16 protein-coding genes are annotated in these 12,510 nt (G+C 67.9%); 9 read left to right on the plus strand and 7 right to left on the minus strand.

Annotated features, from left to right (window positions below):
• Positions 1 to 63 precede the first annotated feature (63 nt).
• From QC826_RS09600 to QC826_RS09620, 5 genes are all read left to right on the plus strand, one after another.
• Positions 64 to 1,089, plus strand: coding sequence for a peptidase U32 family protein (locus QC826_RS09600; protein WP_409567787.1), 1,026 nt, complete (start codon positions 64 to 66; stop codon positions 1,087 to 1,089).
• A gap of 86 nt (positions 1,090 to 1,175) precedes the next feature.
• Positions 1,176 to 2,033: a U32 family peptidase gene (locus tag QC826_RS09605; protein WP_279765384.1), complete on the plus strand. Its 858-nt coding sequence runs from the start codon at positions 1,176 to 1,178 to the stop codon at positions 2,031 to 2,033.
• Positions 2,030 to 2,515, plus strand: a complete 486-nt coding sequence (locus QC826_RS09610) for an SCP2 domain-containing protein (protein WP_279765385.1) — start codon at positions 2,030 to 2,032, stop codon at positions 2,513 to 2,515. Before QC826_RS09605 ends, QC826_RS09610 begins: the two co-directional genes overlap by 4 nt.
• A 158-nt stretch (positions 2,516 to 2,673) precedes the next feature.
• Positions 2,674 to 4,299, plus strand: a complete 1,626-nt coding sequence (locus QC826_RS09615) for an AAA family ATPase (protein WP_279765387.1) — start codon at positions 2,674 to 2,676, stop codon at positions 4,297 to 4,299.
• 304 nt (positions 4,300 to 4,603) lie between these two features.
• Positions 4,604 to 5,860 carry an HD-GYP domain-containing protein gene (locus QC826_RS09620; protein ID WP_279765388.1) on the plus strand — a complete coding sequence of 419 codons (1,257 nt, stop codon included), beginning with the start codon at positions 4,604 to 4,606 and terminating at the stop codon, positions 5,858 to 5,860.
• On the opposite strand, the gene QC826_RS09625 is transcribed toward QC826_RS09620, so the two are convergent.
• The 3 genes from QC826_RS09625 to QC826_RS09635 all read right to left on the minus strand — a co-directional run bounded on the left by QC826_RS09625 (position 5,842) and on the right by QC826_RS09635 (position 7,875).
• Positions 5,842 to 6,738, minus strand: a complete 897-nt coding sequence (locus QC826_RS09625; RefSeq protein WP_279765389.1) for a serine aminopeptidase domain-containing protein — start codon at positions 6,736 to 6,738, stop codon at positions 5,842 to 5,844. The genes QC826_RS09620 and QC826_RS09625 overlap by 19 nt on opposite strands.
• A gap of 88 nt (positions 6,739 to 6,826) precedes the next feature.
• Positions 6,827 to 7,264, minus strand: a complete 438-nt coding sequence (locus QC826_RS09630) for a MarR family winged helix-turn-helix transcriptional regulator (RefSeq protein ID WP_279765390.1) — start codon at positions 7,262 to 7,264, stop codon at positions 6,827 to 6,829.
• Positions 7,265 to 7,368: 104 nt separating this feature from the next.
• On the minus strand, positions 7,369 to 7,875 hold the full coding sequence (locus QC826_RS09635) for a carboxymuconolactone decarboxylase family protein (RefSeq protein ID WP_279765391.1): 507 nt from the start codon (positions 7,873 to 7,875) through the stop codon (positions 7,369 to 7,371).
• Positions 7,876 to 7,939: 64 nt separating this feature from the next.
• Between QC826_RS09635 and QC826_RS09640 the strand changes: the two genes are divergently transcribed.
• The 3 genes from QC826_RS09640 to QC826_RS09650 all read left to right on the plus strand — a co-directional run bounded on the left by QC826_RS09640 (position 7,940) and on the right by QC826_RS09650 (position 9,454).
• On the plus strand, positions 7,940 to 8,425 hold the full coding sequence (locus QC826_RS09640) for a MarR family winged helix-turn-helix transcriptional regulator (RefSeq protein WP_279765392.1): 486 nt from the start codon (positions 7,940 to 7,942) through the stop codon (positions 8,423 to 8,425).
• Positions 8,418 to 8,729: a Dabb family protein gene (locus QC826_RS09645; protein WP_093386726.1), complete on the plus strand. Its 312-nt coding sequence runs from the start codon at positions 8,418 to 8,420 to the stop codon at positions 8,727 to 8,729. Before QC826_RS09640 ends, QC826_RS09645 begins: the two co-directional genes overlap by 8 nt.
• 107 nt (positions 8,730 to 8,836) lie before the next feature.
• Complete coding sequence (locus QC826_RS09650) at positions 8,837 to 9,454, plus strand: 2-hydroxychromene-2-carboxylate isomerase (RefSeq protein ID WP_279765393.1); 618 nt, start codon at positions 8,837 to 8,839, stop codon at positions 9,452 to 9,454.
• A 55-nt stretch (positions 9,455 to 9,509) separates the two neighbouring features.
• On the opposite strand, the gene QC826_RS09655 is transcribed toward QC826_RS09650, so the two are convergent.
• The 4 genes from QC826_RS09655 to QC826_RS09670 all read right to left on the minus strand — a co-directional run bounded on the left by QC826_RS09655 (position 9,510) and on the right by QC826_RS09670 (position 11,903).
• The gene (locus tag QC826_RS09655; RefSeq protein WP_279765394.1) at positions 9,510 to 9,842 is read right to left on the minus strand and encodes a DUF6572 domain-containing protein; all 333 of its coding nucleotides are present in this window, start codon (positions 9,840 to 9,842) and stop codon (positions 9,510 to 9,512) included.
• A gap of 18 nt (positions 9,843 to 9,860) precedes the next feature.
• Positions 9,861 to 10,169 (minus strand): HigA family addiction module antitoxin, encoded by a 309-nt coding sequence (locus tag QC826_RS09660; RefSeq protein WP_279765395.1) that lies wholly within the window; start codon positions 10,167 to 10,169, stop codon positions 9,861 to 9,863.
• A gap of 23 nt (positions 10,170 to 10,192) precedes the next feature.
• Positions 10,193 to 10,471, minus strand: a complete 279-nt coding sequence (locus QC826_RS09665) for a type II toxin-antitoxin system RelE/ParE family toxin (RefSeq protein ID WP_279765396.1) — start codon at positions 10,469 to 10,471, stop codon at positions 10,193 to 10,195.
• A 169-nt stretch (positions 10,472 to 10,640) separates the two neighbouring features.
• On the minus strand, positions 10,641 to 11,903 hold the full coding sequence (locus tag QC826_RS09670; RefSeq protein WP_279765397.1) for a D-amino acid dehydrogenase: 1,263 nt from the start codon (positions 11,901 to 11,903) through the stop codon (positions 10,641 to 10,643).
• A 255-nt stretch (positions 11,904 to 12,158) separates the two neighbouring features.
• On the opposite strand from QC826_RS09670, the gene QC826_RS09675 reads away from it, so the two are divergent.
• Positions 12,159 to 12,503 carry a zinc ribbon domain-containing protein YjdM gene (locus tag QC826_RS09675; RefSeq protein WP_093386711.1) on the plus strand — a complete coding sequence of 115 codons (345 nt, stop codon included), beginning with the start codon at positions 12,159 to 12,161 and terminating at the stop codon, positions 12,501 to 12,503.
• Positions 12,504 to 12,510: the final 7 nt, after the last annotated feature.

A 12,510-nucleotide genomic window follows, 5' to 3' on the forward strand; every position in this document is an offset into this window, starting at 1 on the left:
CGCCCGAATTCTGTTTGTCCCGGCCACCACGCCGGTTTTCCTTTTGAGTGCAACCCCATGAACATGAGCCATACAGCCGTTCCCACACCGCCGATCGAGCTGGTTTGCCCGGCCGGCAGCCTGCCGGCGCTGAAGGCCGCCGTCGACAACGGCGCCGACTGCGTCTACCTGGGCTTCCGCGACGCCACCAACGCGCGCAACTTCGCCGGCCTGAACTTCGACGACGCCGCCATCGCCCAGGGCATCGATTATGCCCACCGCAAGGACTGCAAGGTGCTGCTGGCGCTGAACACCTATCCGCAGCCGGACACCGCCGCGCTGTGGCGCACCGCCATCGACCGCGCCGCCCGGGCCGGCGTCGACGCGGTGATCCTGGCCGACCCCGGCCTGATGCGCTACGCCTCCGACCACTACCCGAACCTGCGCCTGCACCTGTCGGTGCAGGGCTCGGCCACCAACTACGAGGCGATCAACTTCTACCACAAGCACTTCGGCGTGGCGCGCGCGGTGCTGCCGCGCGTGCTGTCGATGGCCCAGGTCGAGCTGGTCAAGGCCAACACCCCGGTCGAGATCGAGGTGTTCGGCTTCGGCAGCCTGTGCGTGATGGTCGAGGGCCGCTGCGCGCTGTCGTCCTACGCCACCGGCGAGGCGCCCAACACCCACGGCGTGTGCTCGCCGGCCAAGGCGGTGCGCTGGCAGCAGACGCCGAAGGGCCTGGAGTCGCGCCTGAACGGCGTGCTGATCGACCGCTACACGGAGACCGAAAACGCCAGCTACCCCACGCTGTGCAAGGGCCGCTTCGACGTCGAGGGCGAGAACTACTACGCCATCGAGGAGCCGACCAGCCTGAACACGCTGGAACTGCTGCCGCAGCTGATCGGCATGGGCATCCGCGCCGTCAAGATCGAGGGCCGCCAGCGCAGCCCGGCCTACGCCGCGCAGGTGACGCGGGTGTGGCGCGAGGCGATCGACCAGTGCCTGCAGAACCCGGCGCGCTACTCGGTGCGGCCGGCCTGGATGAGCGAATTGAACAAAGTGGCGGAGGGGCAGCAGCACACGCTGGGCGCCTACCACCGCTCGTGGAAATGAATCAGGAGAGAACATGTTGAAACTCGCGTTCGGGCCCCATCCTGTACTACTGGCCCCGTGACACGGTACTGAAATTCTACGAGGAGGTGGCCAACAGCGCCGCCGACATCGTCTACCTCGGCGAGACGGTGTGCTCGCGCCGCCACGAGCTGCGCCTGTCCGACTGGCTCGACGTGGCCGAGCGGCTGCAGGCGGCCGGCAAGGAGGTGGTGCTGTCGACCCAGGTGCTGCTCGAGTCGACCGCCGACATGAGCACGCTGCGCCGCATCACCGACAACGGCCGCTTCATGGTCGAGGCCAACGACATGGGCGCGGTGCACTGCCTGGCCGGCGAGGTGCCCTTCGTCGCCGGGCCGCACCTGAACATCTACAACCCGCCGACGCTGCAGCTGCTGCACCAGATGGGCGCGAGCCGCTGGGTGATGCCGCTGGAGATGGGCCGGGTCGGCCTGGGCGTGATGCAGCAGCACCGCCCGGCCGGCATGCAGACCGAGTTGTTCGCCTACGGCCGCATGCCGCTGGCCTTCTCGGCGCGCTGCTTCACCGCGCGCCACCGCAACCTGCCCAAGGACAACTGCCAGTTCAGCTGCCTCGAGCACGCCGACGGCCTGCTGATGCAGACCCGCGAGAACGCCCCCTTCCTGGTGTTGAACGGCACCCAGACGCAGTCGGCGCTGGTCTACAACCTGGCCGGCGAGCTCGATCGCATCGCCGGCATGGGCGTCGACGTGGTGCGCATCAGCCCGCAGGCCGAGCACAGCATCGCCGTGCTCGACGCCTTCGACTCGGTGCGCCGTGGCGCCGCCACGCCGGCCCAGGCCTCGCAGGCGCTGCGCCAGTGGATGCCGGCCGAGGCCTGCGACGGCTACTGGTACGGCCGCGCCGGACTGGAGCAGGGCGGCGCCGCCGAGCGCGAGCTGGCGCTGGCCGGGAGCGAGGCATGACGCCCGCCGTCGGCACCGTGCCGCCGTCGCTGGCGGCGCTGCTGGGCAAGCTGCCGGCCTATCCCGGCTCGCTGCTGTTCGTCGGCGCGCTCAACCTCGCGTTGCGGCGCCACCTGCCGGAGGACGTGCGCCAGTCGCTGCAGGGCAAGCGCATGCGCATCAGCGTGCGCGACGCCGGCCTGGCCTTCGACTTCAGCTGGGACGGCGGCCGCTTCTGCGCCTGCCAGCGCGGCGAGGCGGTCGACCTGGTGATCGGCGCCAGCGCGCGCGACTTCCTGGCGCTGGCGCGCCGCGAGGAGGATCCGGACACGCTGTTCTTCTGCCGCCGCCTGTCGATGGAGGGCGACACGGAACTGGGCCTGCTGGTCAAGAACACCCTCGACGCCATCGACGCGCCCTTGCTGGAACTGCCGCCGCTGCCGGCGCCCTTGCGCTGGCTGGTGGCGCGCGGCGAGGCGCTGCGCGGCGCCGCGCCGAAGTAGGGCGCTGTCTTTGGCGCGGTAGCTGGGAGGCGCCACGTTCCGCTTGTGGGCGGCGGTCGGCAAAATCCTGTATTTTTTGATATGGATCAAACGTCCGCCACTCGGTTCGGACGTGGGCGAGCACAATGGTCGGCAGGCATCCCGCCGCCAAGGCCCGCATGAACCAAGCAATTCCGCCGCCATCCGCCGAGCAGGCCGAGCAGGACGCGCAGCGCAGCCGATTGGCGGCGCTGGCGCGCGTGCTGGCGCGCAGCGAAGGCGCGCCGCGCCTGTTCGAAACCCACATCTCCTGGGTGCTGGTCACCGAGCAGCACGCCTACAAGTTCAAGAAGGCGCTGCGGCTCGACTTCCTCGACTACTCCACGCTGCAGGCGCGGCGCCATTGCTGCGAGGAGGAGCTGCGCCTGAACCGGCGCCTGGCGCCCGAGCTGTATCTCGACGTGGTGGCGTTGTGCGGCGAGGCGGCGCTGCCCCGGCTGGCGGCGGCCGACGCCGCACCGGCCGACGACGCCGTGTTCGACTACGCCGTGCGCATGCGCGCCTTTCCGCAGCAGGCCTTGTGGTCGACGCGCCTGCCGGCCGGGCAGGTCGGCGAGGGCGAGATCGACCAGCTGGCGGCGCGGCTGGCGCGCTTCCACGCGGAGGCGGGCGCCGCGCCGCAGGGCAGCGACTGGGGCACGGCGGCGGCCCTGCGGCGCACCGCCGAAGAGGATCTGGCCGAGGTGGCGGCGCTGCTCGGCGCCGGCCCGGCGCGCGCCGAGCTGCAGGCGCTAAGCCACTGGCTCGCGTATTGCGCGCCGGCACCGGCCCGCTTCGACGAGCGGCGCGTGCAGGGGCGGGTGCGCGAGTGCCACGGCGACCTCCACTGCGGCAACATCCTGACCTTGGACGGCGTCGTCGAGGTGTTCGACTGCATCGAGTTCTGCGACCGCTTCCGCTGGATCGACGTGGTCAACGACCTCGCCTTCATCGTCATGGACCTGCGCTTCCACGGCCGCGCCGAACTGGCCGCCCGCCTGCTCGACCGCTACCTGCGCGACAGCGGCGACTACGCCGGCCTGGCCATGCTGCCCTACTACCAGGCGATGCGCGCGCTGGTGCGCGCCAAGGTCTGCCTGCTGCGCGCCGCCGGCGGCGGCGGCGACGCGGCGCAACAGGCGCAGCTCGGCCAGCAGTACCTGGCCTTCGCCGCCGCCGGCACCACGCCGGGCCGGGCGGCGCTGCTGATCACCCACGGCTACGCCGGCAGCGGCAAGTCGCGCGCCGCCGCGCAACTGGCCGGCTTGCTGGGCGCGATCCGCCTGTGTTCCGACGTCGAGCGCAAGCGGGTGCGCGGCGTGGCGCCCAACGCCAGCCTGGCGGCGCCGCCCGGGCGCGGCACCTACGAGCCGGCCAGCCGCCAGGCCACCTACGCGCGTCTGCTGCACTTGGCGCGCATGGTGCTGGCGGCCGGCCTGCCGGCGGTGGTCGACGCCACCTTCCTGCGCCGGCGCCAGCGCGCCTCGTTCGCCGAGCTGGCCGGCGGCCTGCGCCTGCCGTTCTTCGTGCTCGACGTGCGCGCCGCGCCGGCCACCTTGCGCCGCCGCCTGGCCGCGCGCGAGCGCGCCGGCGGCGACGCCTCCGACGCCGGCCTGGCCGTGCTGGAACAGCAGTTGGCGCAAGCCGAGCCGTTGACGCCGGCCGAGCGGCGCAACGTGCTGGCGTTCGACAGCGACGCCGCCGAGGCGGACGGCGCGGCCGGCGCGCTGGCCGCGCTGGCGGCCCGGGTGGCGGCGGCGCGCTGACGCCGCTGCAAGCGGGGACGGCGGCACATCGCCAGTCCATCAAATTCAATGTATTTGTTATCTTTGATTTTTATTCGCTTGCCGGAAAAACCCGTCAGAAAAGCGGAAACTCAGCTAAATTTGGTGTATTGTTATATGCGGCCGGGCCTTCTTGGCAGTAAAAACAGCTCGCCAATCGATTTAAATATTTAATTTGCTGAAATCGGTAATTTCGCGGTATGATTTACCTCGTCAAGTCGCGGGGAATATCATGGAAGCAATCATCGGTGGTTTGGCGCGAATGGCGCCGGCCGGGAGGGGAGTTATGCTGAAGCAGATCGAGCCGGACGAGCTGATAGTGGGGATGTATGTGGCCCGGCTCGGCTGTTCCTGGCTGGCATCGCCTTTTTGGAAGAAGTCCTTCCTGGTGGAGAGCGCCGAGGAGCTTGCCAAGATACGCGAGTGCCGCATCGACGAGGTGTGGATAGACATCAGCAAGGGACGCGATCTGCCGGCCCCTGCCCGCTCCGGCACAGTTCCGGCGGAGACTGTCGCTACCGCGCCCGCCGCCACCACCCCGGCGCCGTCGTGCCCGGCGCGGCCGCGTGTCGGTGCGCCTCTGCTGGCGCAGGCGCCGGCCTCGATCCGCACCGAAATGGGCCGCGCCGGCAAGACCCTGGACAGCGGCAAGTCGGCGGTGCGCTCGATGTTCGGCGAGGCGCGCATGGGCCGCGCGGTGGAGGTGGGCGAGGCGATGCTGCTGGTGGAGGACATCGCCGGCTCGGTGATGCGCAACGCCAACGCGCTGATCAGTCTGGCGCGGCTGAAGACCATCGACGACTACACCTATATGCATTCGGTGGCGGTGTGCGCCTTGATGATCGCGCTGGCGCGCGAACTGAAGCTGGACGACGACCAGGTGCGCGAGGCCGGCTTGGCCGGCCTGCTGCACGACGTCGGCAAGATGGCCATTCCGCTGGAGATCCTCAACAAGCCGGGCCGTCTGACCGAGGGCGAGTTCGACGTGGTGCGCGCCCACCCGGCCGAGGGCTTCCGCATGCTGCAGGCCTCGACCGACATCGGCGACGCCGCGCTCGACGTCTGCATGCACCACCACGAGAAGATGGACGGCAGCGGTTATCCGCAGGGCCTGAAGGGCGAGCAAATCAGCCTGTTCGCCCGCATGGGGGCGATCTGCGACATCTACGACGCCGTCACCTCGAACCGGCCGTACAAGAAGGGCTGGTGCCCGACCGAGTCGCTGCGCAAGATGGCCGAGTGGCGCGGCAACCACCTCGACGCCGACCTGTTCATGGCCTTCGTCAAGTGCGTCGGCATCTACCCGGTCGGCACCCTGGTGCGCCTGCGCAGCGGCCGGCTCGGCGTGGTCTGCGAGCTCACCGAGGGCAAGCCGCTGACCCAGCCGAGACTGCGCGTGTTCTTCTCCACCAAGTCGGCCACCTACATCGCGCCGGAGTGGCTCGACCTGGCCGCGCCGGGCTGCCAGGACGCCATCGTCGGCCACGAGGACGCCGCCGCCTGGAAGCTGGTCGACATCGACCGCTACTGGATGGGCGAGTAGGCGCGGCCCGCCGCGGCTGTATCCAGCCTCAGCTCGGGCAGCAGGTGGGTCTGCCACAGGGACTGCTCGAAGGCCGGTTTGAAGAAGCCGAAGTGGCCGATGCGGCGCACGCCGATCTGCTCTGGCGCGATGCGGCGCATGTCGCGCGGCGCGTTGCTGTAGCTGTCGTGGATGGCCGCGATGCTGCGCGCCGTCATGTACTCGTCGTCGGTGAAGGACAGCGAGACGATGGGCTGGCGGATGGCCTCGTAGCGCGCCCGCGCCGTGGCGCCCTCGACGCCGACGGCGTAGTCGCGGTGCAGGCACCAGCGGCGCCACTGCTCGATCACGCCGCGCGGCAGGTCGCCCACCATGCCCAGCCGCTTGCCGGGGAAGTAGCCGCACAGCGGCACCGCCAGCGGCACGAAAAAATACCACATCGACCATACCGTGCGCTTGAGCGAGGCGGTGTTTTCGCGCCAGTAGCCGCTGCCGGTGGCGATGGTCAGCACCTTGTCCACCTTGTCGTTGTTGGGCACGAAGGGCAGGATCTGGCCGCCCAGGCTGTGGCCCAGCCAGTACAGCGGCAGGCCGGGGGCGCGCGCGCCGACGGCGTCCACCATCGCGGCGCAGTCGCGCGTGGCCCAGCCGATCACGTCGGCGTCGAGCTCGCGCAGGTGGCCACGGCGCGACAGGCCGATGCCGCGATAGTCGAAGGTGGCCACCAGCAGGCCCTGGCGCGCCAGCCATTCGGCGAAGGCGGTGTAGTAGGTCTGCGGCACGGCCATGGCAGGCGCCAGCAGCAGCGCGCCGCGCGCCGGCCCGGTCGGGGCGAAGAAGCGGGCGACGACGTGCTCGCCGCCGCCAAGATCAATTTCCTGTTGCTCGAACGTTTGCATGGACTGCTCCTCTATGGTGCGCGGGCGTCGATGCTGTCGACCGCGCCGATGCTGCGGATGCCCGGGGTGGGGCGGCGGATGGCGCGGTCTAGTCGGCCGGGCGCTGGAAGTCGAGCTGTTTGGCGTGGTCGAGGAAGCGGGCGATGGTGGCCATCTCCTCGGCGGAGAAGCCTTGCACCAGTTGGGCGTTGATCGACTGCAGCAGCGGGCGCGCGGCGGCGATCACGGCGGCGCCCTGCGGGCTGATGTTGAGCAGGCTGGCGCGGCCGTCGGTGCTGGACGGCGCCTTTTGAACCAGGCCGTTGTCCGCCATCCGTCCGACCAGGCCGGTGATGGCCGAGTTCTGTAGTTGCAGCACCTGGGCCAGCTCCTTGAGCTGGCAGTCGGGGTGCTCCTTGATGGCGAACAGCGCCACCACCTGGGTGCCGGAGACCTTCAGTTCGTCGGTGAACAGGCGGTCCGCCGAGCGGAACAGGTTCTGCTTGGCCTGGGCCAGCAGGTGGAAAAGCCGGGGTTTCTTGCTCACGCGCGCTCCGTGTCGAATATCGAGTTATTACACATGCGGAGTATATTACTACGCATGTGTAATAAAAATCAAAACATTTCGAGCCGGGCGAATAGGCGCCGTGTTTAGGCGCGCGCGTTCGTCGCGGTCGCCGCCACCGCCGGCGGTGGCGTGAAGTGCAGCGCGCCGGCGATGCGGTTCCAGGCCTGGATGGCGGCCACGGCGGCGGTCAGGAAGGCGATCTCGCTGGCGCTGAACTGCGCCTGCACGTCGAGGTAGGCGGCGTCCGTCGCCGCGTGCCGCGCCTGCAGCGTCAGCGCCTCGGTCCAGGCCAGCGCGGCGCGCTCGCGCGGCGTGTAGACCGGGGCCGTGCGCCAGTCGGCCAGTTGTGCCAGTCTGGCCTCGTCGACGCCGAGCTGGCGCGCCAGGTTCATGTGGTACTGCAGGCAGAAGGCGCAGGCATTCAGGCGCGAGGCGTGCACCTTGAGCAGTTCCGTCAGCGACTTGTCCAGACCGGACTGGTCGACCGCCTTGCCGAGCGCGGCGAGGGCGGCCACCACGGCCGGCGCCAGTTCTTGGAAGCCGGCGTAGTCGATGCGTGGGGCGGGGTGCTGGGCTGGATTGCTGTGCATTGCTGGGCTCCTCTGTGGATGTGATAATATTCGAACTCTAACATCATATTCGAGCACTGACAACATGCCAGAAAAACCACCTGCCGCCGTCCCCGCCGTTGGCGAGGGCAAACGCGGCGCGCCCGGCCACATCGGCTACCTGCTGCGCCAGGCCGGCGGCGCGCATCGGCAGCGCATGGAGCGCGCGCTGTCCGACTTCGGCCTGACGCTGCCGCAGTTCTCGGTGCTGACCATGCTGGCGGCCTATCCCGGCGCCTCGGGCGCCGAGTTGGCGCGCCTGTCCTTGTTGACTCCGCAGACCATGAGCGTTATTGTCGCCAATCTGGAGAAAGCCGGCTCGGTGACGCGCCGGCCGCACGCGGTGCACGGCCGTATCCAAGTGATCGAGGTGACGGCCGCCGGCCGCGACCTGCTGGCGCGCTGCCACCCCCGCGTCGGCGCCGTCGAGCGCGATCTGCTGGCCGGCTTCGACGCCACCGAGGAAAAACTAATACGGCGCTGGCTGGTGCAAGCCGCGCTCGAACCCAACACAGGAGAACCGCATGACTGATTCCACGCTGCGCCATTTGGTGCTGTGCCGCTTCACCGAACAAACCTCGGCCGCCGAGGTGGCCAGCATCGGCGCCGATTTCGCCGCGCTCCAGCAGAGCGTACCCGGCGTGCTGCACTTCGAATCCGGCACCAACGTCAGTCCCGAGGGGCTGGCGCAGGGCTACACGCACTGCTTCCGGCTCGACTTCGCCGGCGCGGCCGAGCGCGACGGCTATCTGGTGCATCCGGCCCATCTGGCCTTCGTCGAGCGCTTCAAGCCCTGGCTGGCGCAGGTGCTGGTGTTCGACTACGCGGCAAGTTAAGCGGCGCCGGCAGCTCCCGCGCCGCTCCGCGTTCGCTGCTAACATGGGCGACGCGGATGCGGCCCCGATATGACGTGCGGCGCATCGCCCACCCAACAGGAGCGACGATGGCGACGGAGCAGGCGGCTTGGCCGGAACTGGAATTCTGGTTCGAATTCGGCAGCAACTACAGTTATCTGAGTGTGATGCGGATCGCGGCGCTGGCGCGCCAGGCGCGCGTGCGCGTGCTGTGGCGGCCGTTCCTGCTCGGTCCCATCTTCCGCGACAAGGGCTGGAGCAGCTCGCCCTTTGTGCTGGAGCCGGCGAAGGGCCGCTACGCCTGGATCGACACGGCGCGGCGCGCCCGCAAGTACGGTCTGGAGTTCCGCCAGCCGAGCGTGTTCCCGCGCACCGCGCTGCTGCCGATGCGGGTGGCCATGCTGGGCGCCGGCGAGCCGTGGATGGAGGCCTTCTGCCGGGCGGTGATGCGGCAGAACTTCGTCGAGGATGTCGACATCAACCTAGCGGCCCAGGTGCTGCGGGCGTTGGATGGTTTGGTGGACGATCCCGCCGCCGTGCTGGCGCAAGCCCAGGGCGACGCCAACAAGCTGGCGCTGCGCGAGCAGACCGAGCGCGCCCAGCGGCGCGGCGTGTTCGGCGCGCCCACCTTCTTCGTCGGCGACGAGATGTTCTGGGGCGACGATCGGCTGGAGGACGCGCTGGTTTGGTGCCGTAAAACGGCCTAATGCAGCTATTGTGTGTTTTGCAGCTTACGTTCTTAGCCCCGCGCTCAGGGACTATTTAGTTGCTTCTAGAATCAACCTGATGTTTGATTTCTATGTCCAGTTCTGCCGCAAGGATGGCCGCAGCCGCTAAGAGATTGAGACCCGCCTCAGGAGTTGGGAAGCGACTGATGATATTGATGCACAGTCGCCTTCCTTTCGCCTCAGGGCAGGATTCCAGTATCTGCTTCGATTCGACGAATTCGAAGTATGCGTTTAGCTTTCTTTGTAGCGCTGCCAAATGCAGACCCTCATTCTCCCAATTCCAAGAATCGACTATGTTGAGAACAATGCTGTCGTCTGAGCGCGCCGTCCCAATTGCATCGACGACGTGACTTTGCTCAAGGCTCATATACTTGGATCTTCTCGCTTAAGTTGGGCGGACAGGCTGGTACACCCGTATGCGGGGAGCCAATTGATCTTTCAAGGTACGTTGCGCGATGCGCATGTCGTACTCGCTTTGCAGGTTCAGCCAATACCTGGCCTCCATGTCGAAAAATAGGCCAAGGCGTAGCGCCGTATCCGCCGTGATGGGGCGATTGCCATGCACGATGTCGCTGATGCGGCTGGGCGAGACGTCGATATCGGCGGCCAACTGCTGTGCGGTGATGCCCAGCGGCCGCATGAACTCTTCCAGCAGGATTTCGCCGGGATGTACTTCATCGAGTAATTTGGCCATATCGCTACCCGTCGCTCTATTCGTTAGTGGTAATCCACAATTTCCACGTCATGCGGCCCATCCGCTTGCCATTTGAAGCAGATACGCCATTGGTCGTTGATTCGTATGCTGTACTGGCCTTTGCGGCTTCCGCTCAATGCCTCCAACATGTTTCCGGGAGGGATGCGCAAGCTTCTCAACTCGCCAGCGGCATTCAACTGAAGCAACTTGCGCCGGGCTGACCGCTCAATATTCTTGAAGTGGCGAACACTGAGGCTGTTGAACAGTGCTTCCGTTTCGGAGCATGCGAATGAAATTATCATGTTTGCATGTTCTTTGGCATGGAATCCGTAAGGTGGAATCCATGGTACTCCACCTGCGGCCACCAGTAAAACGGAGAAGCGTTGGACGATTGTCCCGAATCAGCGGTCCAGGCATGTTCATGCGTGTCGGCGTTCGCCGAGTACGCCAAGCCTGCCCGCGCATATCGGCTTAGGCCGGCAGCGCCCGTGTCACCGCCACGCTTGGCGCGGCCGCGTCCAGCGTCTGCCGCACCACGTCGGCGATCAGCTCGGCGGTGGCGGCCGACAGGGTCCAGCCGAGGTGGCCGTGGCCGGTGTTGTAGAACACGCCGGGCGCCTTGCCACGGCCGACGCGCGGCACCAGGTCCGGCATCATCGGCCGCAGGCCGGCCCAGGGCACCACGCTGCGTGTGCCGACGCCGGGGAAGCATTGCTCGACCCAAGCCACCAGCGGACGGATGCGGTCGGCGCGGATGTCGCGGTTGTAGCCGTTGAACTCGGCCGTGCCGGCGACGCGCAGGCGGCCTTCGCCGAGCCGGCTGGCGACCAGCTTGGTGGCGTCGTCGACCAGGCTGACCTTGGGCGCGGCGGCGCGGCTGGCGGCGTCGGCCAGGTCGACGGTGATCGAGTAGCCCTTGACCGGGTAGACGTTGACGCTGTCGCCCAGCGCGGCGGCCAGTGCGCGGCTGGCGGTGCCGGCGCAGACCACCACGCCGTCGTAGCTGGCGCTGTCGATGCGTCCCTCGTGCCGCGCGTCGACGCGGACGCGCCCGCCGCCGCTGGCCACGCCGCCCACCGTTTGCCCGCAGCGGAACTGCACGCCGCGCCGCTCGGCGGCGCGCGCCAGGCCGCTGCAAAACTTGTGGATGTCGCCGCTGCTGTCGCTCTCGGTGTAGTGGCCGCCGTAGTAGCTGCCGGCCAGAGTCGGCTCGATGGCGCGCATCTCCGCCGGCGTGACGGCGCGGCGCGCCAGGCCGCCCAAGGCCAGCAGCTTGGACACCTCGGCGGCGTGTTCGAAGTCGGCCCGGTCGCGGTGGATGTGCAGGATGCCCTCGCGCCTGAGGTCGAAGTCGATGCCTTCCTCGGCGGCCCAGGCGAACAGGTGCTCGCGCGCGGCCACGGCCAGGCGGGCGGTGGCGATGGTGTTGGCGCGGTACTGCGGGATGGCGGCGACGAAGCCGGCGAACCAGCTCAGCTTGTGCCAGCTCGGCTTGGGGCTGACCAGCAGCGGCGCGTCGCTCCTGAGCATCCACTTGATGCCCTTGAGTATGGTCGACCAGTGGTTCCATGCCTCGGCGTTGGAGGCCGACAGCTGGCCGCCGTTGGCGAACGAGGTCTCCATCGCCGGGTAACGGTGCTGCTCGTAGACGGTGACGGCGAAGCCGCGCTTGGCCAGCGCGTAGGCGGTGGTGACGCCGGTGATGCCGCCGCCGATGACTGCTATGGTTTTCATGTGCTCGGGTCCAAATCGTCGAAGGACTAGTGGCGGCCTGGCCTGCGACGCGCGGCAACAGCTTACCGTATTTCCGGGCCGCCCTTCAACGCCTATTTTCGCCCCGGTGGTTTGCCGGCAACGTCGGGCATATGGCTTTCTGCTGCCACTATCGCCCGGCAAGATCGGCCTAGTCGCGCGCATTTGCCGAATACGCCCGGCAAGTTGTATACTGTCGGCTTTCCATCCGGCCACAGCCTTACACAGGACGATCATATGAGCGCTTTACCTCCTTGCCCGAAATGCAATTCCGAATACACCTACGAGGACGGCGCCAACTACGTTTGCCCTGAGTGCGCCCACGAGTGGAGCGCGCAGGCCGGTGCCGAGGCGGCCGAGGAAGGCCCCAAGGTCTACCGCGACTCGACCGGCACCGTGCTGCAGGACGGCGACACGGTCACCGTCATCAAGGATCTGAAACTGAAGGGCGGCGGCGGCACCGTCAAGATGGGCACCAAGGTCAAGAACATCCGCCTGGTCGACAGCGACCACGACATCGACTGCAAGATCGAAGGCTTCGGCTCGATGAGCCTGAAGACCGAGTTCGTCAAGAAGGTGTGATGGCGCG

The sequence above is a fragment of the Rugamonas sp. DEMB1 genome (assembly GCF_029834475.1).
Lineage (GTDB): Bacteria > Pseudomonadota > Gammaproteobacteria > Burkholderiales > Burkholderiaceae_D > Rugamonas > Rugamonas rubra.

Coding starts and splice junctions, on each gene's coding strand:
- QC826_RS09600 (WP_409567787.1), top strand. CDS start 64: ATGAGCCATACAGCCGTTCCCACACCGCCGATCGAGCTGGTTTGCCCG.
- QC826_RS09610 (WP_279765385.1), top strand. CDS start 2,030: ATGACGCCCGCCGTCGGCACCGTGCCGCCGTCGCTGGCGGCGCTGCTG.
- QC826_RS09615 (WP_279765387.1), top strand. CDS start 2,674: ATGAACCAAGCAATTCCGCCGCCATCCGCCGAGCAGGCCGAGCAGGAC.
- QC826_RS09620 (WP_279765388.1), top strand. CDS start 4,604: ATGCTGAAGCAGATCGAGCCGGACGAGCTGATAGTGGGGATGTATGTG.
- QC826_RS09625 (WP_279765389.1), bottom strand. CDS start 6,738: ATGCAAACGTTCGAGCAACAGGAAATTGATCTTGGCGGCGGCGAGCAC.
- QC826_RS09635 (WP_279765391.1), bottom strand. CDS start 7,875: ATGCACAGCAATCCAGCCCAGCACCCCGCCCCACGCATCGACTACGCC.
- QC826_RS09640 (WP_279765392.1), top strand. CDS start 7,940: ATGCCAGAAAAACCACCTGCCGCCGTCCCCGCCGTTGGCGAGGGCAAA.
- QC826_RS09645 (WP_093386726.1), top strand. CDS start 8,418: ATGACTGATTCCACGCTGCGCCATTTGGTGCTGTGCCGCTTCACCGAA.
- QC826_RS09650 (WP_279765393.1), top strand. CDS start 8,837: ATGGCGACGGAGCAGGCGGCTTGGCCGGAACTGGAATTCTGGTTCGAA.
- QC826_RS09655 (WP_279765394.1), bottom strand. CDS start 9,842: ATGAGCCTTGAGCAAAGTCACGTCGTCGATGCAATTGGGACGGCGCGC.
- QC826_RS09660 (WP_279765395.1), bottom strand. CDS start 10,169: ATGGCCAAATTACTCGATGAAGTACATCCCGGCGAAATCCTGCTGGAA.
- QC826_RS09665 (WP_279765396.1), bottom strand. CDS start 10,471: ATGATAATTTCATTCGCATGCTCCGAAACGGAAGCACTGTTCAACAGC.
- QC826_RS09670 (WP_279765397.1), bottom strand. CDS start 11,903: ATGAAAACCATAGCAGTCATCGGCGGCGGCATCACCGGCGTCACCACC.
- QC826_RS09675 (WP_093386711.1), top strand. CDS start 12,159: ATGAGCGCTTTACCTCCTTGCCCGAAATGCAATTCCGAATACACCTAC.